This is a genomic window from Amnibacterium soli, assembly GCF_039544415.1.
Classification (GTDB): Bacteria; Actinomycetota; Actinomycetes; order Actinomycetales; family Microbacteriaceae; genus Amnibacterium; species Amnibacterium soli.
The window spans coordinates 679,641-702,075 of record NZ_BAABLP010000002.1 but is presented as its reverse complement, the minus strand read 5'-3'; the positions used below and the strand labels follow the sequence as shown (position 1 = coordinate 702,075).

General features: G+C 73.1%; 17 protein-coding genes. 12 read left to right on the top strand and 5 right to left on the bottom strand.

What is annotated here, in order from left to right; all coding sequences use genetic code 11:
- Positions 1 to 101: 101 nt before the first annotated feature.
- The 3 genes from ABEA53_RS07290 to ABEA53_RS07280 all read left to right on the top strand — a co-directional run bounded on the left by ABEA53_RS07290 (position 102) and on the right by ABEA53_RS07280 (position 3,381).
- Positions 102 to 1,451: an RNA polymerase sigma factor gene (locus tag ABEA53_RS07290; protein ID WP_345480385.1), complete on the top strand. Its 1,350-nt coding sequence runs from the start codon at positions 102 to 104 to the stop codon at positions 1,449 to 1,451.
- An 86-nt stretch (positions 1,452 to 1,537) separates the two neighbouring features.
- Positions 1,538 to 2,689, top strand: a complete 1,152-nt coding sequence (locus tag ABEA53_RS07285) for a MurT ligase domain-containing protein (protein ID WP_345480384.1) — start codon at positions 1,538 to 1,540, stop codon at positions 2,687 to 2,689.
- Positions 2,686 to 3,381, top strand: a complete 696-nt coding sequence (locus ABEA53_RS07280) for a hypothetical protein (protein ID WP_345480382.1) — start codon at positions 2,686 to 2,688, stop codon at positions 3,379 to 3,381. Before ABEA53_RS07285 ends, ABEA53_RS07280 begins: the two co-directional genes overlap by 4 nt.
- Before the next feature lie 153 nt (positions 3,382 to 3,534).
- Here the strand turns inward: ABEA53_RS07280 and ABEA53_RS07275 are convergent, their stop codons facing one another.
- Positions 3,535 to 3,768 (bottom strand): DUF7455 domain-containing protein, encoded by a 234-nt coding sequence (locus ABEA53_RS07275; RefSeq protein ID WP_345480381.1) that lies wholly within the window; start codon positions 3,766 to 3,768, stop codon positions 3,535 to 3,537.
- Between the two features lie 173 nt (positions 3,769 to 3,941).
- On the opposite strand from ABEA53_RS07275, the gene ABEA53_RS07270 reads away from it, so the two are divergent.
- Entirely contained in the window at positions 3,942 to 6,035 is a 2,094-nt protein-coding gene (locus ABEA53_RS07270) for a DNA gyrase/topoisomerase IV subunit B (RefSeq protein ID WP_345480380.1), read from the top strand.
- A gap of 113 nt (positions 6,036 to 6,148) precedes the next feature.
- Here the strand turns inward: ABEA53_RS07270 and ABEA53_RS07265 are convergent, their stop codons facing one another.
- Both ABEA53_RS07265 and ABEA53_RS07260 read right to left on the bottom strand, forming a co-directional pair.
- Positions 6,149 to 8,098, bottom strand: a complete 1,950-nt coding sequence (locus ABEA53_RS07265; RefSeq protein ID WP_345480379.1) for a S53 family peptidase — start codon at positions 8,096 to 8,098, stop codon at positions 6,149 to 6,151.
- Positions 8,099 to 8,320: 222 nt separating this feature from the next.
- Entirely contained in the window at positions 8,321 to 10,750 is a 2,430-nt protein-coding gene (locus tag ABEA53_RS07260) for a DNA gyrase/topoisomerase IV subunit A (protein WP_345480378.1), read from the bottom strand.
- Between the two features lie 194 nt (positions 10,751 to 10,944).
- On the opposite strand from ABEA53_RS07260, the gene ABEA53_RS07255 reads away from it, so the two are divergent.
- Entirely contained in the window at positions 10,945 to 12,036 is a 1,092-nt protein-coding gene (locus ABEA53_RS07255; protein WP_345480377.1) for an alkaline phosphatase family protein, read from the top strand.
- A 10-nt stretch (positions 12,037 to 12,046) separates the two neighbouring features.
- On the opposite strand, the gene sepH is transcribed toward ABEA53_RS07255, so the two are convergent.
- The gene (gene sepH / locus ABEA53_RS07250) at positions 12,047 to 13,291 is read right to left on the bottom strand and encodes a septation protein SepH (protein ID WP_345480376.1); all 1,245 of its coding nucleotides are present in this window, start codon (positions 13,289 to 13,291) and stop codon (positions 12,047 to 12,049) included.
- Positions 13,292 to 13,541: 250 nt separating this feature from the next.
- On the opposite strand from sepH, the gene ABEA53_RS07245 reads away from it, so the two are divergent.
- Complete coding sequence (locus tag ABEA53_RS07245) at positions 13,542 to 13,835, top strand: DUF4193 domain-containing protein (RefSeq protein WP_119482387.1); 294 nt, start codon at positions 13,542 to 13,544, stop codon at positions 13,833 to 13,835.
- A gap of 108 nt (positions 13,836 to 13,943) precedes the next feature.
- Here ABEA53_RS07245 and ABEA53_RS07240 read toward each other — a convergent pair whose 3' ends face one another.
- Complete coding sequence (locus ABEA53_RS07240; protein ID WP_345480375.1) at positions 13,944 to 14,396, bottom strand: DUF3093 domain-containing protein; 453 nt, start codon at positions 14,394 to 14,396, stop codon at positions 13,944 to 13,946.
- A gap of 54 nt (positions 14,397 to 14,450) precedes the next feature.
- Here ABEA53_RS07240 and dut point away from each other — a divergent pair, with 54 nt between their 5' ends.
- The 6 genes from dut (at position 14,451) to ABEA53_RS07210 (ending at position 22,434) form a co-directional block, all read left to right on the top strand.
- Entirely contained in the window at positions 14,451 to 14,888 is a 438-nt protein-coding gene (gene dut, locus ABEA53_RS07235; protein WP_425550605.1) for a dUTP diphosphatase, read from the top strand.
- Positions 14,889 to 14,952: 64 nt separating this feature from the next.
- Positions 14,953 to 15,585 carry a DUF3710 domain-containing protein gene (locus ABEA53_RS07230; protein ID WP_345480374.1) on the top strand — a complete coding sequence of 211 codons (633 nt, stop codon included), beginning with the start codon at positions 14,953 to 14,955 and terminating at the stop codon, positions 15,583 to 15,585.
- Positions 15,582 to 16,286: a DUF3159 domain-containing protein gene (locus ABEA53_RS07225; protein WP_345480373.1), complete on the top strand. Its 705-nt coding sequence runs from the start codon at positions 15,582 to 15,584 to the stop codon at positions 16,284 to 16,286. Before ABEA53_RS07230 ends, ABEA53_RS07225 begins: the two co-directional genes overlap by 4 nt.
- Positions 16,287 to 16,392: 106 nt before the next feature.
- Entirely contained in the window at positions 16,393 to 19,263 is a 2,871-nt protein-coding gene (locus ABEA53_RS07220) for an aconitate hydratase (protein WP_345480372.1), read from the top strand.
- Positions 19,264 to 19,387: 124 nt separating this feature from the next.
- Positions 19,388 to 21,316 carry a 1-deoxy-D-xylulose-5-phosphate synthase gene (gene dxs, locus ABEA53_RS07215; protein WP_345480370.1) on the top strand — a complete coding sequence of 643 codons (1,929 nt, stop codon included), beginning with the start codon at positions 19,388 to 19,390 and terminating at the stop codon, positions 21,314 to 21,316.
- A gap of 290 nt (positions 21,317 to 21,606) precedes the next feature.
- Positions 21,607 to 22,434 carry an endonuclease domain-containing protein gene (locus ABEA53_RS07210; RefSeq protein ID WP_345480369.1) on the top strand — a complete coding sequence of 276 codons (828 nt, stop codon included), beginning with the start codon at positions 21,607 to 21,609 and terminating at the stop codon, positions 22,432 to 22,434.
- Position 22,435 lies beyond the last annotated feature (1 nt).

Below are 22,435 nucleotides of genomic sequence, written 5' to 3'. Positions count from 1 at the left end.
CCGTGGCCGTTGTCGCAGGTGTCGCCCGGTTGGGGAGGGCGGCCCGAACCCGTTCCGTCCACCCCGGCGTCGCTTCCGACGCATCGTCCTGAGGGGGCACCATGAGCACACCGACCGCAACCGTCGCGGACGAGGAGACCGAGCAGGCCGCCGCGCCCGCCGCGAAGAAGACCACCGCCCGCAAGCCGGCGGCGAAGACCGCGGCCAAGCCGGCCGCGAAGCCCGCTGCGAAGAAGGCGGCGACGAAGACCACGAGGACGACCAAGGCCGCCTCCGCCGAGGGCGCCGAGGACGGCGACGAGGACGAGCCCGAGGTCCCGGTCGACGGCGCGGACGTCGAGACCGAGGACGACGACACCGCGGTCGTCCCCGACGAGGCGTCCGACGACGCCGACGAGACCCCGGAGGCCGTGACCGAAGAGGCCTCCGCCGAGGACGCCCCCGTCGTCGTCAAGGACGAGCCCCTGCCGACCGGGGCGCTCGTGCTGTCGATGACGGACGAGGACGAGGTCCCCGTCTACTCGACCGCCATCACCGGCGCCACGGCCGACCCCGTCAAGGACTACCTGAAGCAGATCGGCAAGGTCGCGCTGCTGAACGCCGCTGAGGAGGTCGAGCTCGCGATGCGCATCGAGGCCGGCCTGTTCGCGGAGGAGAAGCTCTCCACCGAGGCGGACAAGCTCGGCAAGGAGCTCGTGCGCGAGCTGAAGTGGGTCGCCCGCGACGGGCAGCGCGCCAAGAGCCACCTGCTCGGTGCGAACCTCCGCCTCGTCGTGTCGCTCGCGAAGCGCTACACGGGCCGCGGCATGCAGTTCCTGGACCTGATCCAGGAGGGCAACCTCGGTCTGATCCGCGCGGTCGAGAAGTTCGACTACACGAAGGGCTTCAAGTTCTCCACCTACGCGACGTGGTGGATCCGACAGGCGATCACCCGCGCGATGGCGGACCAGGCCCGCACCATCCGCATCCCGGTGCACATGGTCGAGGTCATCAACAAGCTCGCCCGCGTCCAGCGGCAGATGCTGCAGGACCTGGGCCGCGAGCCCACGCCGGAGGAGCTGAGCCGCGAGCTCGACATGACCCCGGAGAAGGTCATCGAGGTGCAGAAGTACGGTCGCGAGCCGATCTCCCTCCACACCCCGCTGGGCGAGGACGGCGACAGCGAGTTCGGTGACCTGATCGAGGACACCGAGGCCGTCGTGCCGGCGGACGCCGTCGGGTTCACGATGCTGCAGAAGCAGCTCGAGAGTCTGCTCGACAGCCTGTCCGAGCGCGAGGCCGGCGTGATCCGGATGCGCTTCGGCCTCGGCGACGGCATGCCGAAGACGCTCGACCAGATCGGCGACACGTTCGGCGTGACCCGCGAGCGGATCCGGCAGATCGAGTCGAAGACGATGGCGAAGCTGCGTCACCCGTCCCGCTCGCAGTCGCTGCGCGACTACCTCGAGTGAGCTCCCTCCGATACGCCCCTGCCGTCCTTCTCGGCAGGGGCGTTCGGCTTGCCGCCCGGCTGCGCAGCCGTGGCGGCGGGTCGGCCGTGCCCGGCCTCGTCGTCAACCGCGTGGCTCCCGGCTTCCTCGGCGACGTGCTCTCCTCCTTCCCGGAGGGGCTCGTCGTCGTGTCCGGCTCGGCCGGCAAGTCGACGACCACGAAGATGCTGGTCGCCGTGCTCACCGCGCACGGCAAGCGGGTGTTCACCAACCCCTCGACCGCGAACATCACGCAGGGGCTGACCTCGGCGCTGCTCGAACGCGCCTCCCTCACCGGCCGGATCGACGCCGATCTCGCGGTGCTGGAGATGGACGAGGGGCACGGCGCGCGCCTCGCCGACCGGTTCCGCGCGCGCCTCGTGCTGCTCACCAACGTCATGACCGACCAGATCGACCGCTTCCACGACGCGCAGAAGGTGCAGGCCATGCTCGGCCGCATCGCGTCCCGCGCGTCCGACGCGGTGGTCCTGAACGGCGACGACGCGCTGCTCGCCCGCCTCGCCCCGCCCGCGGCGGTCGTGCCCTACGGGGTGACCGAGGGGGTGCTGACGGCCGCGCCGCGCGGGCTCGGCTACGCCGAGACCACGCCGACCCGCGTGCAGGACGGCACCCGCGTCACCGCCGTCACCGGCCGGAAGGCCGAGCTGCTGGTGCGCGGGGAGCCGATGACCGTGCGCCTGCCCGCGCGCGGCGTCCACTACGCCGTCGACGCGGCGGGAGCGGTCGCGGCCGCCGAGCAGCTGCTCGGCGACGCCTTCGACGCCCGCGTGGCGGCCGACGCCCTCGCGGTCATGAGCCCGGTCTTCGGTCGCGGCGAGGTCACGACGGTCCGCGGGCAGGAGGTGGAGTTCGTGCTCGTGCAGAACCCCGCGAGCTTCCAGCTCAACGTGGACGAGCTCGACGAGGGGCTCGACCAGGTGATGGTGGCGATGGGGTCCGACGTGCGCGACCCCTCCTACTTCTGGCCCGTCGACGCCTCGCGGATCGGCCGCGCCCTGATCGTGTCCGGCTCGAAGGCGGACGAGATCGCGCTGCAGCTGCTGTACCAGGGCGTCGAGGTCGAGCGCATCGAGCCCGACCTCGGTGCGGCGCTCGACGCGTTCCTCGCCCTGCCCGCGCCTGCGCGCGGCATCAAGACCATCGTGTTCACCGCGGACAGCATGCGCCGCACCCGCAGCCACCTGGGACTCGCCACATGAGCAGCGTGCTCGCCCTCCTGCCCGAGCTGACCGACGTGAACGGGGACGCGCAGAACGCCCTCGTGCTGGCCCGGCGGGCGCGGTGGGCGGGGCTCGACGCGGCTGTGGAGCGGCTGCACGTCGGCGAGTCGCCCTCCGGCACGCCGCTCGCCGTCGTGCTCGGCTCGACCACGGATCCGGTGCTGCCGCAGCTGCTCGCAGCGCTCGCCGACCTCCGTTCGCCGCTCGTCGACTGGCTGGCCGCCGGCGTGCCGGTGCTCGCGGTCGGGACGGGCCTCGAGGCGCTGACCCGCGCGATCCGCATGCCCGACGGCCTGCTCGACGGGCTCGGCATCGTGCCCGCCGACGCGGAGCCGCTCGCGGCGCGCGTCGCCGGCGACCTCGTGGTCTCCGCTCCGGAGGGGCAGCTCGTCGGCTACGAGAACCACTCGCGCGGGCTGCGCCTCGAGCCCGGCGCCGAGGCGCTCGGCACCGTCGTGCGCGGCGTCTCGGACGGGCGCGGCGTCGACGGCGTGCGGCACGGATCGCTCGTCGGCACCCGTCTGCACGGCCCGGTGCTCGCCAAGAACCCGGCGCTCGCGGACGCCCTGCTCAGCGCGGCGTTCGGTCGTCCGGTCGCGCCGACGGGGGAGCGGGCCGCTGCGGCGGATGCGGCCGCCGCGCGCATCCGGACGGCGCTGCTCGCCTCCTGACCCGTTTTCCTCCGAAACCGGGGCGGTCCGCTGCCGACGGAGCCGCGCCGGGCGATCAGCAGCGGGGAGCCCCGTCCGCGGAGCACCGGCCGGGCATGACGGAGGCCCGGGCGCGCGAACGCTGCCCGGGCCTCCGGTCGGTCTGGGGAAGGATCAGGCCTTCGACTCCTGGAGGAGTCGGCTCGACTCGTCGTGCCAGCTCTGGGCGATGCCGGAGAGCTTCTCCTGGTACTTCTTGCCGTGGTGGGCGCAGAACAGCAACTCACCGCTGTCGAGCTGCACTCGGATGTACGCCTGAGCGCCGCAGCTGTCGCAGCGGTCGAGCGCGGTGAGCGAGAACTGCGACTCGAGGGAGTCGAGGCTGCTGGGGTCGTTCGCGCGGGTCATGATGACCTCTCTCTTGGCTTGCCGTGCCGGTGTCCAATCGTCGCACGGGGATGTTTCAACAGTGCGTCGCTGCACCGGTCAGTTCGCTGTGCGCGTACCCCCGCTCCGAGGGTGCGCCTCCGCGCGGCACGCCTGCGGGCGCTGTCCCCCGTGGCGATTAGCGTGGGGACGACATGGCTGCCAACGACACGAGCACGTACTCCGCCCGGCACCTCTCGGTGCTCGAAGGCCTCGAGGCGGTGCGGAAGCGTCCCGGCATGTACATCGGCTCGACCGATTCCCGCGGCCTGATGCACTGCCTGTGGGAGATCATCGACAACTCGGTCGACGAGGCCCTCGCCGGCCACGGCGACTCGATCGAGGTCGTGCTGCACCCCGACTCGAGCGTCGAGGTCCGCGACCGCGCCCGCGGCATCCCGGTCGACATCGAGCCGAAGACCGGGCTCTCGGGCGTGGAGGTCGTGTTCACGAAGCTGCACGCCGGCGGCAAGTTCGGCTCGGGCTCGTACGCCGCCTCCGGCGGTCTGCACGGCGTCGGCGCCTCGGTCGTGAACGCGCTGTCCGAGCGCCTCGACGTCGAGGTGGACCGCGGCGGCAAGACCTGGGCGATGTCCTTCCACCGGGGCGAGCCCGGCACGTTCGCCGACGCGGACCCGAAGCACCCGTCGCCCGACGCGCCCTTCGAGCCGTTCGTCTCCGGCAGCACGCTGCGCGCCGTCGGCCGCGCCGCGAAGGGCAGCACCGGCACCCGGGTGCGGTACTGGGCGGACCGGCAGATCTTCGTGCGCGATGCCGCCTTCTCCCTCGGCGACCTGACCGGTCGCGCCCGGCAGACCGCCTTCCTGGTGCCCGGACTCGGCATCACCGTCGAGGACCTGCGCGGCGAGCAGCCGGTGGTCGAGACGTTCCGCTACCAGGGCGGCATCTCCGAGTTCGTGGACTTCCTCGCCGCCGACGCACCGCTCACCGACACGTGGCGGATCCAGGGCACCGGCGCCTTCACCGAGACCGTGCCGGTGCTGCAGGCGAACGGCCACATGGAGGCCGCCGAGGTCGAGCGCACCTGCGAGGTCGACGTCGCCCTGCGCTGGGGGACCGGCTACGAGACGAACGTCCGCAGCTTCGTGAACATCATCACGACGCCGAAGGGCGGCACCCACACGCAGGGCTTCGAGGCGGGCCTGTTCGCCTTCCTGAAGTCGCAGGTGGAGGCGGCGGCGCGACGGCTCAAGGTCGGCGCGAACGAGAAGCTCGAGAAGGACGACGTGCTCGCCGGCCTCACCGCCGTGCTGACCGTCCGCCTGCCCGAGCCGCAGTTCGAGGGCCAGACGAAGGAGGTGCTCGGCACCCCCGCCGTGCGGGCCATCGTGCGCCAGGTGGTCGCGAAGGCGCTCGCGGAGCGGTTCGAGTCCCCGAAGCGTGAGGACAAGGCCCAGACGGGCGTGCTCCTCGAGAAGGTCGTCGGCGAGATGAAGACCCGCATCTCGGCTCGGGCGCACAAGGAGACCCAGCGGCGCAAGAACGCGCTCGAGTCGTCGTCGCTGCCCGCGAAGCTCAAGGACTGCCGGTCGACCGTCGTCTCGGACACGGAGCTGTTCATCGTGGAGGGGGACTCCGCGCTGGGCACGGCCAAGCTCGCGCGCAACTCCGAGTACCAGGCGCTCATGCCGATCCGCGGCAAGATCCTCAACGTCCAGAAGGCGTCGATCAGCGACATGCTCGGCAACGCGGAGTGCGCCGCGATCATCACCGCTCTCGGCGGGGGATCGGGCCGCACGTTCGACATCGACGCGACGCGCTACGGCAAGGTCATCCTGATGAGCGACGCCGACGTCGACGGGGCGCACATCCGGACCCTGCTGCTCACCCTGTTCTTCCGCTACATGCGGCCGATGGTCGAGCAGGGGCGCGTCTTCGCGGCCGTGCCGCCGCTGCACCGCGTGATCGTGACCGGCAACCGCAAGAACGAGCCGATCTACACCTACAGCGAGCAGGAGCTCACGGGCGTCCTCGCGCAGCTGAAGAAGGAGCGCAAGCGCTGGCAGGAGCCGATCCAGCGCTACAAGGGCCTGGGCGAGATGGACGCCGACCAGCTGTCCAGCACCACGATGGATCGCCGGCACCGCACCCTTCGCCGGGTGCGCGTGACCGACGCGGTTGCCGCGGAGCGCACCTTCGAGCTGCTGATGGGCAACGACGTCGCGCCGCGCAAGGACTTCATCACGCAGAACTCGAGCCTGCTGAACCGCGACCGCATCGACGCGTAGGGCGGCACGACAGGAGGGGCCGGGTGCGCTGCACCCGGCCCCTCCTGTCGTGCGGTGACGACGGCGGCCCGCCCCGGGAGGGGAGGACCGCCGCCGCGGTCAGATGCGCTGGATCAGCGCACGACCCGGGTCAGCTGCGACACGGTCGGCGAGCCGAGGCCCGTGACGGTGTCGTAACCGGAGCGCGTCCGGAGGGACGAGTCCGTGTCGTTCGTGACCAGGAAGGTGTGCTTCGACACCGACGACGTGTACGCGAACGCGGAACCGGAGACCGGCTTCACGTCGCGGATCACCGACGGGTGCGCGCGGTACTTCGCGTACAGCGTCGGGTTCAGGAACCCGACCCGGTGGCCGCTCGCCTGCTGGGCGAGCGCGACCGTGGCCGCGAAGAGCGGCGACGCGAGGGACGTGCCGCCGTAGGTCTCCTCCGTGTAGGAGCCGACCGCCGGGTACTTCGCGTCGTCGACCGGCGAGATGCCGATGACCTCGCCCGTGTAGGGGTCCGCGTCGGCGGAGACGTCCGGAGCCGTCCGCTGCCCGCCCGCGATGCTCGCGGGCACGACCCCGCGCTGGTACCAGGGCTGGCCGAAGAGCGCGCTGGCGCCGCCGCCCGCCCCGAACTGGAACGCGCCGGGGAGCGGGGCGCTGTAGCCGAGCGCACCGGTCGTCGAGTCCGTCACCACGGGGTCGATGGAGGTGCCCCAGCCGGTCTGCAGCGCGACGGAGCCGTTCTTCGCGACGCCGAGCGTGGTGCCGCCGACGCCGGTGACCCAGGGCGAGGTGGCGAAGTAGTCGGGCTGCGCCGGGAGGCCGTTCACCGTCTCGTCGCCGCTGTCACCGCTGCTGTAGTAGAGGCCGATGCCCTCGGCGGCGGCCTGGAGGTGCTGGTTCTCCTCCGCCTTGACCGCGTACAGGGGCGGCTCGCCCGCGTCGCCGTAGCTGTTCGTGACGATGTCCGCCCGCTGGTTGTCGAGCACGTCGGACAGGGCCACGTCGATGCCGCCGCCGCAGTTGAAGCCGCCCTCGTAGAACACGCCGGCCCGCTGCGCGATGTTGTGCACGGCCTGCACGTCGAGCGTCTGCTCGCCCTGCCAGCCGCTCGGGCCGCCGCACAGCGCCTCGTCGTAGAAGGTCGAGGGGACCTTCTGGGAGTAGGTCGTGAGCGGCCGGTCGCCGCGGCTGGTGGACAGCCGGTTCACGTCGGAGACGATCGACGGCGACGCGTAGGCGTCGATGATGGCGACGGTCTGCCCGTGGCCGTCCGCGCCCTGGGGCACGCCGGTGGCCTCGCGCAGCTGCGCGCCGTTGTAGCCGCAGATGGACGTCGGGAAGACGGTCCTGCCGTACGCCGCCGGCAGCTTCGCGGTGTTCTGCCCGTAGTAGTCGGAGCAGGGCGCGGGGATGCTCGCGGGGGAGGAGGCCTTGGGAGCGTTCTCGGCACCCGTCTCCGGCTTCGTCGCGCCGGCGACCTGCGGACGGGTCAGCGTCCGGCCCTGGTCGAGCACGATGCCGCTCACACGCGTGCCGAAGCGGGCGGGCACGTTCGGCGTGCGCGAGGGCGCGACGAGCACGTGGCCGCGGTAGTGGTAGCGGTGCAGCGCCGCCTGGAAGGCCGCGTCCATCGCGGTCGCCGGTCCGCGGAACACCACGAACAGTCGGCTCTTCGGGGTGCCGACCACCGTGATGCCGGACGACTTCAGGGCGGACACGACCTGCGCGTAGTCGGACTTCGTCGGCGAGTACTTCGCGATCCAGGCGCCGGCCGACACGTACTTGCGGTACGAGGCGCTCGTCGGGTCGGAGACCCGCTTCGCGAGCGCCGCAGCGCCCGCGGGGTCGCGCAGGTCGAGCATGATCTCGCCCTCGACCGTGGTGTCGGCGGGAGCGGCGCCGGCGTCGGCCGAGGACTTGGCCCAGGACGGCTTCGCACCCGGGAACGACTGCGACGTCGCGGCACCGGCAGCGGATGCTCCGCCGATCGAGAGCGCCGCGGCCGTGACGAGGCCGAGGGAGACGGACAGGAGGCGACGGCTGGGAGACCGTCTGCGTGTGGGTGAGAGCAAGTGTCGTCCTGACTGCTATTCGGCGTCGAACGTGGCGCCGATCGCGAACGTAGATTCGATTCGCAGCAGCACGCCAGGTTCGCGCAGCCAGGCCGGAGGTTCCGACCATGTTGTGTGCACGTTGACGGCGTGTCCCACCGGTCGCCGCAGAGTCCGCGCATGCGCCTCCCCGCCGGCTCTCCGGGAGCGTCCAGCCCGGCTGGACGGCCGGGCGGGGTCGGATCAGCGCGGTGCGGTGCCGAACGCCTCGATGCGGCCCTCGAGCGGCAGCCCGGGCGCGTCCCGGCGCGCCGGCTCCAGGGGGAACGGGCGGGCGGCGCCGTCCTGGCCGGCCGCGAGCACCGGCGACGGGCCGATCCACGCCACGCGCAGCCCCGTCTCGCCGCGACCGAGCGTCTGCGCCCGCACGCCGCCGGTGGCCCGGCCCTTGGCGGGGAAGTCCAGCAGCGCGGTGACCTTGCCGCGGCCGGACTCGAGGCCCTCGACGGTGCCGTCGGAGGCGGACACCGTCGCGACGACGTCGGTGACCGCGTCCGCGACCGCGAACGCGATGACCTTCGCGTCGCCGCTCAGCGCGATGCCGGCCATGCCGCCCGCACCGGCGCCCTGCGGCCGGACCGCGCCGGCGGGGAAGCGCAGCAGCGACGTGTCGGACGAGACGAACACGAGGCTCGCCTCCTCCGACGCGTGCGCGGCGCCGACGACCTCGTCGCCCGGCTTGAGCGCGATGATCTCGAAGGCCGGCTTGTTCGGCCAGGGGCCCGTCGCGACCCGCTTGACGACGCCGGCCGCGGTGCCGAGCGCGACGGGCTCGCCGTCCAGGCGCACCAGCGCGAGCACGCGCTCCTTCGGGTCGAGCCCGAGGTAGGCGCCGATCGGGGTGCCGGCGGCGGGCTGGGCCGACGCCGCGGGGACCACCGGCAGGTCGACGGGGGTGAAGCGGACGAGGCGCCCGCGGTTCGTCACGGCCCCGAGCTCGCCGCGGCTGGTCCCGTCCACCTCCGAGACGATCGCGTCGTGGCGAGACCGGCGGCGCGGCCGCTCGACGGTGCCGCCGTCCGGCAGGTCCACCCGCACCGCGCGGCCGCTGGCCGACAGCAGGACGCGGCAGGCGACGTCCTGGATCTGCAGGTCGGGGGCGGTCTTCGACGACTTGGGCGGCAGGGCGGCCGCCTCGGTCAGCAGGGTGCGGCGGGGCGTGCCGAACAGGTCGGAGGCCTGGCCGAGCTCGTCGGACACGGTCCTGCGCAGCAGGGCGGGGTCGGCGAGGAGGGCCCGCAGCGCCTCGATCTCGTCGCGCAGCTGCTGCGCCTCGGTCTCGAGCTCGATCGTCGAGAAGCGGGTCAGCCGCCGCAGCCGCAGCTCGAGGATGTAGTCGGCCTGCGCCTGGCTGAGGCGGAAGGCGTCCATCAGCCCGGTGCGTGCCGCGTCGGTGTCGTCGCTGCCCCGGATGATCGCGATGACGCGGTCGATGTCGAGGATCGCGATCAGCAGGCCCTCGACCAGGTGGAGGCGCTCCTCCCGGCGCGCGAGGCGGTAGCGCGTGCGCCGCGTCACGACCTCGATCCGGTGGGCGATGTAGACCCGCAGCAGGTCGAGCAGGCCCAGCGTGCGGGGCCCGCCGTCGACGAGCGCCACGTTGTTGATGCTGAACGACTCCTCGAGCGGCGTGTAGCGGTACAGCTGCTCGAGCACGGCCATCGGGTCGAACCCGGTCTTGATCTCGATCACGAGCCGCAGCAGGTTGTGCTGGTCGGAGAGGTCGGTGACGTTCGCGATGCCGGCGAGCTTCTTCGCCTGCACGCCGTCCTTGATCTTCTCGATGACCCGCTCCGGGCCGACGAGGTACGGCAGCTCGGTCACCACCAGGCCGGACTTGCGGGCCGTGACGGGCTCCACCTGCACCTTGGCCCGCGTCTTGAACGCGCCGCGGCCGGTGGCGTACGCGTCCCGCACGCCGGCGAGTCCGACGATCGTGCCGCCCGACGGCAGGTCGGGGCCCGGGATGAACCGCATGATGTCGTCGAGCGTGGCGTCGGGGTGGTCGAGCAGGTGGCGGACGCCGGCCACCACCTCGACCAGGTTGTGCGGCGCCATGTTCGTCGCCATGCCCACGGCGATGCCGGAGGCGCCGTTCACGAGCAGGTTCGGGAAGCTCGCGGGCAGCACGTCGGGCTGGTCGAGCTGCGCGTCGAAGTTCGGCACGAAGTCGACGACGTCCTCGTCGAGGTCCGCGACCATCGCCATCGCGGCGGGGGCGAGGCGCACCTCGGTGTAGCGGTAGGCGGCGGGGCCGTCGTCGAGCGAGCCGAAGTTGCCGTGGCCGTCGAGCAGCGGCAGGCGCATCGCGAACGGCTGCGCCATCCGTACGAGCGCGTCGTAGATCGCGCTGTCGCCGTGCGGGTGCAGCTTGCCCATGACGTCACCGACGACGCGGGCGCACTTCACGTGACCGCGGTCGGGGCGGAGGCCCATGTCGGCCATCTGGTACAGGATCCGGCGCTGCACGGGCTTCAGCCCGTCGCGGGCGTCGGGCAGGGCGCGGGAGTAGATGACCGAGTAGGCGTACTCGAGGAAGGACCCCTGCATCTCGTTCGAGACGTCGACGTCCTCGATGCGCTCGCCTGCGAGGTTGGGCTCGGTCGTGCTCATCCGGAAAGTCCCTTCCGCGGGTGCGTCCTGGGCAGGGCGGTGCCGGCAGGGGCCCCGTCGACCCGGAGCGGCGCGACGCCGGACACGGGCCGTCGAGGCCGGGAACCGGAGCCCGCCACGGGCGTGGAGCAGTCGGCCGCCCCCGCGTGCGGCTCGCGTGCGCCCGGATGGCACACTGCCTGATCGTGGCCCCCATGGTACTCAGCGGTGCGCCCGTCCTCCGCGACGTGCTGTCCTCCGCGCTCGACGCGGTGCTCGGTCGGGGCAACGCCCTCGGCCTGCCCCCGCGGCGCCGGGTCGTGGTGCTGCTCGTCGACGGGCTGGGCCACGAGGCGCTCTCGGCCCGCGCCGGCCACGCGCGCACCCTGACCGGTGCGGGCCGCCGGCGCATCGCCACCGGCGCGCCCACGACCACGGCGGCCGCGCTGACGACGCTGTCGACCGGCGTCGACCCGGGCACGCACGGCGTCGTCGGCTTCGCCGCGCTCGACCCGGCCGCCGACCGCGTGGTGAACCAGCTGCGCGGCTTCGACGCGGATCTGCCGGACGGCTGGCAGCGCGCGGGCACCGTCTTCGAGCGCGCGACGGCGGAGGGGGTCGCGGCGCTCGCCGTCGGGCCGCGGCACTACGCGACGTCGGGCTTCACCCGCGAGGTGCTGCGCGGCGCGCGCTACGTCGGCGCGCGCACCATCGAGGAGCGGCTCGACGCCGCCCTCGAGGGCCTGCGCACGGCGGGCAGGGGGATCGCCTACTGCTACGTGCCCGAGCTCGACTCCTTCGCCCACCGGGACGGCTGGGGCGCACCGGGCTGGACGGACCTGCTGGAGCGGCTCGACGGCGCCGTGCGCGACGCGGCCCGCGGCCTGCGGTCGGGGGAGACCCTCCTCGTCACCGCGGACCACGGCATGGTCGACGTGCCGGAGTCGGCGCACGTCGTCCTGGACGAGCTGGGGCTGCTGCCCTGCGTGCGGCACCTCGCCGGCGAGCCGCGGCTCGTGCACGTCCACCTCGATCCGGGGACGACGGCGGAGGAGGTGCTGCCGCGCTGGTCCGAGGCGCTCGGCGACGTCGCGGACGTGCTCGACCGGCAGCAGGCGGTCGACGCCGGCTGGTTCGGGGTGACGGCGCCCGAGGTCCTGCCGCGCATCGGCGACCTGCTGGTCGCGGCGCGGGGCAGGGCGGCGGTCTACGCCACCGCAGACGCGCACGGACGCGGGATGGTGGGCCAGCACGGGGCGTGGACCCCGGCGGAGCGGTTCGTCCCGCTCGTGCGGCTCGACGCCTGACCCGCGGGGGTCAGGACTCGTCGCGCCCGAAGACGATCTCGTCCCAGCTCGGCATCGACGTGCGCCCGCGGCGGGGCCGGGCGGGCGCGGGGGTCTCGGCCTGCGGGTCGGGCTCGACCGCCTCCGGTGCCTGCGGCTCGACGGGCTCGAGGCCCGGCGCCCCGCTGCGACCCCGGTCGCGGCGCCGACGGAGCGGCTCGGTCGGACGGTCCTCGGCCGGCGTGCTCGGCTCGACCGCAGGGCTCCGGACGGGCAGGCGGTGCACCGACGCCGACGAGCGGCGCTCGGTCGGCGCGGTCTTCGGAGCGGCGTCGCGGCGCTCGGCGGCGGGCCGGGGCGCGAAGACGTCCCCGGGCTCGACGACGTCCATCGCCCGCGTCGGGGGCAGCGCGTCGTCGATCTCCGGCTCGGCCTTCGGCGCCGGGGTGCGCTCGCCGCGGCGGCGCTGCAGCTGGTCCAGCTGACCGGTCGTCGGCTGCGCGTGCGACGCGGCGGGGCGCTGCTGCTCCGCGGGCTTCGCGCCCTCGAGCGTCGGGAAGCGGAACACGGCGCTGTCGAAGCGGCTCTGGTCGGGCTGCACGGTCGGGACCGGTGCGACGCGGGCGCCGTGCGGGGCGGTTCGGGCCGCGACCGCGGTCTCGCCGGTCGCCGGCGGCACGATCGTCACCGGGGCGGTGGGCTCGATGGCTCGCAGCCGCGGGGTGAGGGCCGCGGGCACGCCCTGCTGCGAGAGCGTGGACGCCTCGACGTTGTCGGCGTCGAGCCGCATGTGCTTCGGGTCGAAGCGCCACCGCGCGGCGTGCTGCACGTCGTCCGCGGTGAACGCGACGGTCAGCACCCAGCCGGAGGGCTCCTTCGCGCTGGACCACCGCACCTCCTTCGCCGCGAGGGCGTCGAGGCGCTCGCCCATGACGGCGCCGAAGGTGCGGGAGCGGGCGCCGTCCGTCTCGGGCGGCAGCCGCACGGCGAGGGCGGACTCCACGATGTAGGAGCGCTCGGCGAGCACCGGACCGACGAAGCGCTCGACGTAGGCGACGGGCGCGCCGGTCATGGCCGCGACCTGCTCGGCGGTGAGGCCGGAGCGCACGTGCGACTGGATCTCGCGGGGCGACAGCCGCTTCTCGTCCGTCGAGACCGCGGGGTTCGCGATGCGATCGCGCAGGGCCGCGTCGACGGGCAGGCGGAAGCGCTCACCGGTCGGCGAGGCGACGAGGATCGCCCCGTCCTCGACCGCCAGCACGCTCAACGTCTGCATGCGGATCCCACTTCTCTGCTGCTGGTGAGACCGGACGCGGTCCGGTCCCGCAGAGGATCGCACGCCCTGCGGCGCCTGCCGGGGAAATACGGGGCGAGTCCCGCATGTTGCACGCCCTGCGACCGCCGATCAGCGGCCACCGCGAGGCGTTTGCATCCGCATGCCGCCTCGTGCATACTGTCGCCGCTTTCCGCCCGAGACCCCTGGGCGAGAGGCCCGCGCGACGCTTCAGAGAGGCACGGATCCACCAATGGCGACCGACTACGACGCCCCACGCAAGACGGACGACGACTCCGACTCGATCGAGGCCCTGAAGGAGCGCGTGCCGGACAAGATGTCCGGCGTCGTGGACGTGGAGGACGCGGACAACCCCGGTGGCTTCGAGCTGCCCGGCGCGGACCTCTCCGACCTCGACCTCGACGTCGTGGTGCTGCCCCCGCAGGCGGACGAGTTCACCTGCGTCAGCTGCTTCCTGGTGAAGCACCGCTCGCAGCTCGACCACGAGACGAAGCTCGGCCCGATCTGCCGCGAGTGCGAGGCCTGAGCCCCGCACCCGCATGACGCACGGCGAGGCGCAGCACCTCGACCGGACCTGGACGGGCCCGCCGGTGATCCACCGGCGGGCCCGTCCTCGTACTCGGCAGGACGCGTGTCAGACCTCGCGGTCGCCCCGCTCGGCGGCGATCGCCGCGCGCAGCTCGTCGGGTCGACGGGTCGACACGAGCCAGTAGGGGGTCGGGTCGTCCGGATCGGTGAGGTCGATGCGCAGCACGGGATCGACCCAGCCGCGGAACAGCGTGAAGGCCCGCGCGTCGAGGCCGGGGCCCCGCGCCTGCCTGGCGTCCGTCTTCCGCGAGGACTCCATCGCACCGGTCAGCGCGACCGGGATGCGCGCCTTGCCGGCGGTCAGCACGCCGTCCGACACCGCGACGACGGGGGCCACGACGATCATCAGCACCTCGACGACGACCGTGATCACGATCGCGCCGATCAGTCCGACCCCGGGGGACAGGGGCAGCAGGACCAGCCAGATCGCGGGCAGCAGCAGCAGGATCGCGATCAGGGTGCCGGGGCCGGGGATCAGGCGTTCGCGGAAGCGCTGCACGCGCCCATTCCACCAGAGGCCGTGGTCGGGTCCGCTCCGTTAGCCTCGGCGCTCGTGATCGAGGTGCTCGTCGACGGGCCGGTCCCGGAGCGCGCGGTCCCCGGCGACGCCGCCGCGGACCTGCGGGCGGCCGAGGCCGTCTCGCTCCCGCCGCTCGGGCGGGCGACCGTCGGCACCGGGCTGCGCATCGCGCTGCCGGCCGGCACCGCGGCGCTCGTGCTGCCCCGCAGCGGGCTGGCCGCGAAGCACGGCATCACCATCGTCAACGCGCCGGGGCTGATCGACGCCGGCTACCGGGGCGAGATCCGGGTCACGCTCCTGAACACCGACGCCGCCACCTCGTACGATGTCGCGGTCGGCGACCGGATCGCCCAGCTGCTGGTGCTGCCGCTGCCCGAGGTGCGGTTCGTGCCGGTCGTCGACCTGCCGGGCAGCCACCGCGCGGAGCGGGGGTTCGGCTCGACCGGCACCGGTGGCTCGCCGCCGGCGTGACGCACGAGGGCAGGACACGCGGGCGCAGCGCCGGCGTGAGGGAAGTGGACCGGAGGGAGGCGCCGTGACCGACGAGGACGACGCGCAGGAGACCAGGCCGAAGTCGGCTCCCGCCGACCGGGCGAGCAACGGGCCGCTGGACGTCCAGGAGGCGAACGCGGTCCGCCCGTACGTCGACCTCGGCGGGGTGAAGATCCCGCCGCGCGAGGGGCTCGGCCTGCGCCTGGAGGTGGAGGAGGGCACCGGCCGCGTCGTGGCGGTCGGCCTCGACTTCGCGAACTCGAGCCTGCAGGTGCAGCCGTTCGCGGCGCCGCGGTCGAGCGGGCTCTGGCACGAGATCCGGGAGCAGATCGAGCAGCAGATCCTGTCGCAGGGCGGCACCACCCGCGTGGCCGACGGCGGGCTCGGCCCCGAGCTGCTCGCGCAGATCCCCGCGCAGTCGGCGCCCGGTCAGCCGCCCGTGACGCGCATCGCGCGCTTCGTCGGCGTCGACGGGCCGCGCTGGTTCCTGCGCGGCGTGATCTCCGGCGACGGCGCGCTCGACCCGCAGATCGGCGCGGCGATGGAGGAGCTCTTCCGCAGCGTCGTCGTGGTGCGCGGTTCCGCCCCGATGCCGCCGCGCGACCTGATCCCGCTGCACATGCCGCAGGGCGCGGAGCCCGACGCGGCGCCGGAGCGGCCGCGGCTCGGCGCGTGACCGACGACCGCCGGCCCGAACCGCAGGACGCCCGGTCCGGGCTCGCGCGCGCCGCAGACGACCGGCCGCTGACCGCGAAAGGGCTCGTCGACGCGATCGGCGGGCCCCTCGGCATCGTCGAGAGCGTGCTGCCGCCGCTGGTGTTCGTCGTCTACTACCAGGTGGTGGCGATCCGGTCGGCGCCGACGCCCGTCGACCGCCCGGCGCTGATCCCCATCGTGGTCGCGCCGCTCGTGCTGTCCGCCCTGTTCGTGCTGTACCGCCTCCTCCGCCGTCAGCGCCCGGGCGGCGCGATCAGCGGGGCGGTGCTCGTCGGCGTCTCCGCGGCGCTCGTGCTCGTCACCGGCGACGCGAACGCGAACTACCTGCCGGGCTTCTTCATCAACGGCGCCTACGGCGTGGCGTTCCTCGTGTCCGTGCTCGTGGGCCGGCCGCTGGTCGGCGTGGTGACCGGGCTGCTCACCTCCGACGCGGGCTGGCGCGGCGACCGTGCGCTGCGCCGGGCGGCGACCTGGCTCAGCCTGCTCTGGGTCCTCCTGTTCGCGGTGCGGCTCGCGGTCGAGGTGCCGCTGTTCCTCGCGGGTGACAAGGTCGTGGAGCTCGGCATCGCCCGCATCGTGCTCGGGCTGCCGCTGTATTCGATCGTGCTCGTCGTGACGGTGCTCGTGGTGCAGGCCCTGCGCCGCCGCCGCGCGGCCTGAAGCCGTCCTCCGCCCGCCGACGCGGGGGACCGGCCCGTCGCCGGGCGGTATCGTGCTGTGGGCGTCGCGGCCGGATCGCTGCGGCCCGTCAGTGGTGAGGAGTGACATGGCCGCGGTGAACAGCTTCGGGGCGAGGACCGACCTGACGGTGGGCGGGAAGACCTTCCAGATCTTCGCCGTCGACACGGTCGACGGGTACGAGAGGCTGCCCTTCAGCCTCAAGGTGCTGCTGGAGAACCTGCTCCGCACCGAGGACGGCAAGAACGTCACCGCGGAGCAGATCCGCGCGCTCGGCTCGTGGGTGCCCGAGGCCGACCCCGACACCGAGATCCAGTTCACGCCCGCGCGCGTCGTGATGCAGGACTTCACCGGCGTGCCCTGCATCGTCGACCTCGCCACCATGCGCGAGGCCGTCGCCGACCTCGGCGGCGACCCGAAGCGCGTCAACCCGCTCGCACCGGCCGAGCTCGTCATCGACCACTCGGTCATCGCCGACCTGTTCGGCACCGAGAACGCCTTCGAGCGCAACGTCGAGATCGAGTACGAGCGCAACGGCGAGCGCTACCAGTTCCTCCGCTGGGGCCAGACCGCGTTCGACGACTTCAAGGTCGTGCCGCCCGGCACCGGCATCGTCCACCAGGTGAACATCGAGCACCTCGCCCGCGTCACCTACACCCGTTCCGTGGTGGACGCCGAGACGGGTGAGCGCAGTGAGCAGGCGTACCCGGACACGCTCGTCGGCACCGACTCGCACACCACGATGGTCAACGGCCTCGGCGTGCTCGGCTGGGGCGTCGGCGGCATCGAGGCCGAGGCCGCGATGCTCGGTCAGCCCGTGTCGATGCTCATCCCGCGCGTCGTCGGCTTCAGGTTGACCGGCGCGATCCCCACCGGCGTCACCGCGACCGACGTCGTGCTCACGATCACGCAGATCCTGCGCAAGCACGGCGTGGTCGGCAAGTTCGTCGAGTTCTACGGCGAGGGCGTCGGCCAGGTGCCGCTCGCCAACCGCGCGACCATCGGCAACATGAGCCCGGAGTTCGGCTCCACCGCGGCGATGTTCCCGATCGACGACGTCACCCTCGACTACCTCCGCCTCACCGGACGGTCCGACGAGCAGGTCGCGCTCGTGGAGGCGTACGCCAAGCGCCAGTCGCTCTGGCACGACGCCGCGAAGGAGCCCGCGTACTCCGAGTACATCGAGCTCGACCTGTCGACGGTCGTGCCGTCGATCGCCGGGCCGCGCCGCCCGCAGGACCGCATCGAGCTGAGCCGGGCCAAGGGCCAGTTCGAGCACGACCTCGCCGAGTACGCCGAGAAGCCGACGCTGCTCGACGCGACCGTCGAGGGCACGTTCCCCGCCTCCGACCCGGCCACCGCCGCGCCGGGCGACGAGGACCGGTCCGAGGACCGCGAGCTGCAGCCGGCGGGCGCGAGCTTCCCGGGGGAGCTCCAGGCGGCGCACGTCAGCCACGCGCCGCAGCACGCGTCCAACCCGGTGAAGGTGAAGGGGTCGGCCGGCGAGTTCACGCTCGACCACGGCGCCGTCGCGATCGCCGCCATCACCTCCTGCACGAACACGTCGAACCCCTCCGTGATGCTCGCCGCCGGCCTGCTCGCGAAGAAGGCGAGCGAGAAGGGCCTGAAGGCGAAGCCGTGGGTCAAGACCACGCTCGCGCCGGGTTCGAAGGTCGTCACCGACTACTACGAGAAGGCCGGCCTGATGGGGCCCCTCGAGGACCTCGGCTTCTACCTCGTGGGCTACGGCTGCACGACGTGCATCGGCAACTCGGGCCCCCTCGAGGACGAGATCTCGGAGGCGGTGCAGCAGAACGACCTCGCCGTCACCGCGGTGCTGTCGGGCAACCGCAACTTCGAGGGCCGCATCAACCCCGACGTGAAGATGAACTACCTCGCGAGCCCGCCGCTCGTGATCGCCTACGCGCTCGCCGGCAGCATGAACTTCGACTTCGAGAACGACCCGCTGGGGCAGGACGGCAGCGGCGCGGACGTGTACCTGAAGGACATCTGGCCCGAGGCGTCCGAGGTGCAGGCGACGATCGACTCCTCCATCTCCACCGAGATGTTCGAGCACGAGTACGCGAGCGTCTTCGACGGCGACGAGCGCTGGCGCAACCTGCCGACGCCCACCGGTGCGACCTTCGAGTGGGACGGCGCGTCGACGTACGTGCGGAAGCCCCCGTACTTCGACGGCATGACGCTCGAGACCAGCCCGGTCGTCGACGTCACCGGCGCGCGGGTCCTCGCGAAGCTCGGCGACTCGGTCACCACCGACCACATCAGCCCCGCGGGCTCGATCAAGGCGGACAGCCCCGCCGGCCGGTACCTCACGGAGCACGGGGTGGACCGGAAGGACTTCAACTCCTACGGCTCCCGCCGCGGCAACCACGAGGTGATGATCCGCGGCACCTTCGCGAACATCCGCTTGAAGAACCGCCTCCTCGACGGCGTGGAGGGCGGCTACACCCGCGACTTCACCGAGGCCGACGGCCCGCAGGCGTTCATCTACGACGCGAGCGAGCGCTACCAGGCCGCGGGCACCCCGCTCGTGATCCTGGCGGGCAAGGAGTACGGCTCCGGCTCGAGCCGCGACTGGGCCGCGAAGGGCACCAACCTGCTCGGCGTGAAGGTCGTCGTCGCGGAGAGCTTCGAGCGCATCCACCGGTCGAACCTGATCGGCATGGGCGTGCTGCCGCTGCAGTTCCCCGCGGGGGAGACGGCGGACTCGCTCGGGCTCGACGGCACGGAGTCGTTCGACGTCACCGGCGTCACCGCGCTGAACGACGGCTCGACGCCGAAGACGGTGCACGTGGTGGCGACGCCGACGGCGCACTCCGCGGAAGGCCGGAAGCCCGTCGAGTTCGACGCCGTCGTGCGCATCGACACCCCGGGCGAGGCCGACTACTACCGCAACGGGGGCATCCTGCAGTACGTGCTCCGCAGCCTGGTCGCCTGATCGCGCGAGCCCGGATCGAGGGAGGAGGGGTGCGGCGCCGAGCGGCGTCGCACCCCTCGCCCACTACGGCTGAGATGCATCCGACCTGCAGGCGATCGCGCCCGGGACTCCTTAGGCTGATCGGATGAGCCTGCTCGAGACCATCCGGGAGCCGAGGGATCTCGATCGGCTGGACCCCGATGAGCTGACGCGGCTGGCGGCGGAGATCCGCACGTTCCTCATCGAGAACGTCTCCCGCACCGGCGGTCACCTCGGCCCGAACCTCGGCGTCGTGGAGCTCACGATCGCCCTGCACCGGGTCTTCGACTCGCCCCGCGACGCCATCGTCTGGGACACGGGCCACCAGACCTACGTGCACAAGCTGCTGACCGGCCGTCAGGACTTCTCCCGCCTCCGCAAGCGCGGCGGTCTGTCCGGCTACCCGGATCGGGCGGAGAGCGAGCACGACATCGTGGAGAGCTCCCACGCCTCCAGCTCGCTGTCCTGGGCGGACGGCATCTCCCGCGCGTTCCAGATGGCCGGGGAGAGCGACCGGCACGTCGTCGCGGTGGTCGGCGACGGAGCGCTGACCGGCGGCATGACGTGGGAGGCGCTGAACAACATCAGCGACGACAACAACCGCCGGCTGGTCATCGTCGTGAACGACAACGGCCGCTCCTACGCGCCGACCATCGGCGGCATGGCGCGGTACCTCAACGAGGTCCGCACGCGCCGCACGTACCGCGACATGCAGCAGGGGTCGCAGCGGCTCTTCAGCCATCTCGGTGCGCCCGGCCGCGCGGTCTACCGCGGCACGCGCGGCGCCCTGCACGGGTTCCTCGCCCGCTTCGTCAACAACGAGCGGATGTACTCGAACCTCGACATCAAGTACCTGGGGCCGGTCGACGGCCACGACGAGGCCGCGCTCGAGAACGCGCTGCAGCAGGCGAAGCACTACGAGCTGCCGGTGCTCGTGCACGTCATCACGCAGAAGGGCCGCGGCTACGCGCCCGCCCGCGCCGACGAGGCGGACCGCTTCCACGCCGTCGGCGTCATCGACCCCGAGACGGGCGCACCGCTCGCGCCCGCCACTCCCGCGCGCGACTGGGCGGACGCGTTCGGCGGCGACCTCGTCGCGATCGCCGAGCGCGATCCGAGGATCGTCGGCGTCACCGCGGCGATGCTGCGGCCGGTGGGGCTCGGACCGCTCGCGGAGCGGTTCCCGAAGCGCGTGCTCGACGTCGGCATCGCGGAGCAGCACGCCGTCACGTCCGCCGCCGGTCTCGCCTTCGGCGGCCTGCACCCGGTGTTCGCGGTGTACGCCACGTTCCTCGGCCGCGCGCTCGACCAGGTGCTGATGGACGTCGCCCTGCACCGCGCCGGCGTGACGTTCGTGCTGCACCGGGCCGGTATCACCGGGCCGGACGGTCCGAGCCACCACGGCATGTGGGACCTGGCGATGCTGCAGATCGTGCCGGGCATGCGCATCGCGTCCCCGCGCGACGGCGCCACCCTGGCGGAGGAGCTCGCGGAGGCCGTCGCCGTGCAGGACGCGCCGACCGTGCTCCGGCTGCCCAAGGGCACCGTGCCGGCGGACATCCCGGCGCTCGAGCGGCTCGACGACGGCGTGGACGTGCTCGTGCGCGGGGAGCGCCCCGACGTGCTGGTCGTCGCCATCGGCGTGATGGTCGCCCAGGGCCTCGAGGTCGCGCGCCTGCTGGCCGACGAGGGCATCGGCGTCACCGTGGTGGACCCGCGGTGGGCCGTCCCGATCGCCCCGAGCCTCATCGACCTCGCGGCGGGTCACCGCCTCGTCGTGACGATCGAGGACGGCGTCCGCGTCGGCGGCGTCGGCACCCGCCTCCGCCAGGACATGCGCGCGGCGGGCGTCGACACGGCCCTCAACGAGGTCGGGCTGCCCGACGCCTTCCTCCCGCACGCGGAGCGCGGCGAGATCCTCGCGGAGAGCGGCCTCTCGGCCCCGACGATCGCGGCCGACATCGTCGGCCAGCTCGCGGGCACGAAGCAGCCGGCCGCCAAGCCGGCTCCGACGCGCACCCGCACCTCCCACTGACCCGCGTCGGCCACCGCCCCGTCGGGCGGTCGGCCGCGCGCCGGGTCGTGTTCACGGATACGGGGATCCGGCCGCCAGATCCCCGTATCCGTGGAGGCTTTGCACCCGGCCGCCGTGGCGGACCGGTCCTCCCCAGGCGCGTCCGAACGGGAACTCGGCCCCGGGCGTTCCGGCCGGGCCCTGGGCGCCGGTCGGTCGGCGATCCTGCGACGATGCCGCACCACGCCGACCGGTCAGAGCTCGACGCCCGTGCCCGCACCGTCCTGGCGGCCGGCGGAGGGATCGCTCACGTGAGCGCCTTCGACGCCGCGGACATCACGCGTCGACAGCTCGGCCTGCTGCACGGCCGCCGGGTGGTCGAGCGGGTCCGCATCGGCTGGTTCGTCGATCCGGGTCTCCCGTGGCAGGTCAAGCGCGCCGTGGGGGTCGGCGGTCCCGCGGCGTGCGTCACGGCGGCGGAGCTCTGGGGCCTGCCCGTGCCGCCCGACTCGCATCGGACGCTGCACGTCGCGGTGGAGGAGCACCGCAGCCATCTGCGACACAGCCGCGACCACCGGTGGGTGCTCGGGTCCGTGCACGACGACGAGGCCCTCGAGCTGCACTGGGGCCACCTGGAGGAGGAACCGATCGCGGGACGGGCGAGCCTGGTCGACACCCTGCTGCTCCTGCGCGACTGCGTCCCCTTCGAGTGGTTCGTCGCGGCGCTCGACGCCGCGGTCCACGAGCCGCGCGACGGCGCGAGGATCCTGACCGACGCCGATCGCGACCGGCTGTCGGCACTGCTTCCCCGACGTTCGAGGGCCGCGCTCGAGCACGTCGACGGGTCGGCCGAGAGCTGCCTCGAGACGCTGCTGCGGCTCGGCATGGTCCGGCGCGGCATCGGCCCGGTCGTCGCCCAGGCCCAGCTGCATCCTGCCCACCGGGTGGACTTCCTGATCCGGGGAGTGCTGGTGATCGAGGCCGATGGCGAGGCGTTCCACGACCCGGAGCGCGACGGGATCCGCGACGCCGAGCTGCGGGCGCTCGGCTTCGTGGTGCTGCGCTTCAGCTACCGCGCCATCGTGTTCGACATCGAGCGCGTGCTCGACGAGATCGAGGCCGTGCTCGCGGCGCTGTGAC

Bases quoted from the DNA above. Each gene is read 5' to 3' on its own strand.
- ABEA53_RS07290 (WP_345480385.1), top strand. From the start codon at position 102: ATGAGCACACCGACCGCAACCGTCGCGGACGAGGAGACCGAGCAGGCC.
- ABEA53_RS07275 (WP_345480381.1), bottom strand. From the start codon at position 3,768: ATGACCCGCGCGAACGACCCCAGCAGCCTCGACTCCCTCGAGTCGCAG.
- ABEA53_RS07260 (WP_345480378.1), bottom strand. From the start codon at position 10,750: ATGAGCACGACCGAGCCCAACCTCGCAGGCGAGCGCATCGAGGACGTC.
- ABEA53_RS07220 (WP_345480372.1), top strand. From the start codon at position 16,393: ATGGCCGCGGTGAACAGCTTCGGGGCGAGGACCGACCTGACGGTGGGC.
- ABEA53_RS07245 (WP_119482387.1), top strand. From the start codon at position 13,542: ATGGCGACCGACTACGACGCCCCACGCAAGACGGACGACGACTCCGAC.
- sepH (WP_345480376.1), bottom strand. From the start codon at position 13,291: ATGCAGACGTTGAGCGTGCTGGCGGTCGAGGACGGGGCGATCCTCGTC.
- dxs (WP_345480370.1), top strand. From the start codon at position 19,388: ATGAGCCTGCTCGAGACCATCCGGGAGCCGAGGGATCTCGATCGGCTG.
- ABEA53_RS07270 (WP_345480380.1), top strand. From the start codon at position 3,942: ATGGCTGCCAACGACACGAGCACGTACTCCGCCCGGCACCTCTCGGTG.
- ABEA53_RS07280 (WP_345480382.1), top strand. From the start codon at position 2,686: ATGAGCAGCGTGCTCGCCCTCCTGCCCGAGCTGACCGACGTGAACGGG.
- ABEA53_RS07255 (WP_345480377.1), top strand. From the start codon at position 10,945: ATGGTACTCAGCGGTGCGCCCGTCCTCCGCGACGTGCTGTCCTCCGCG.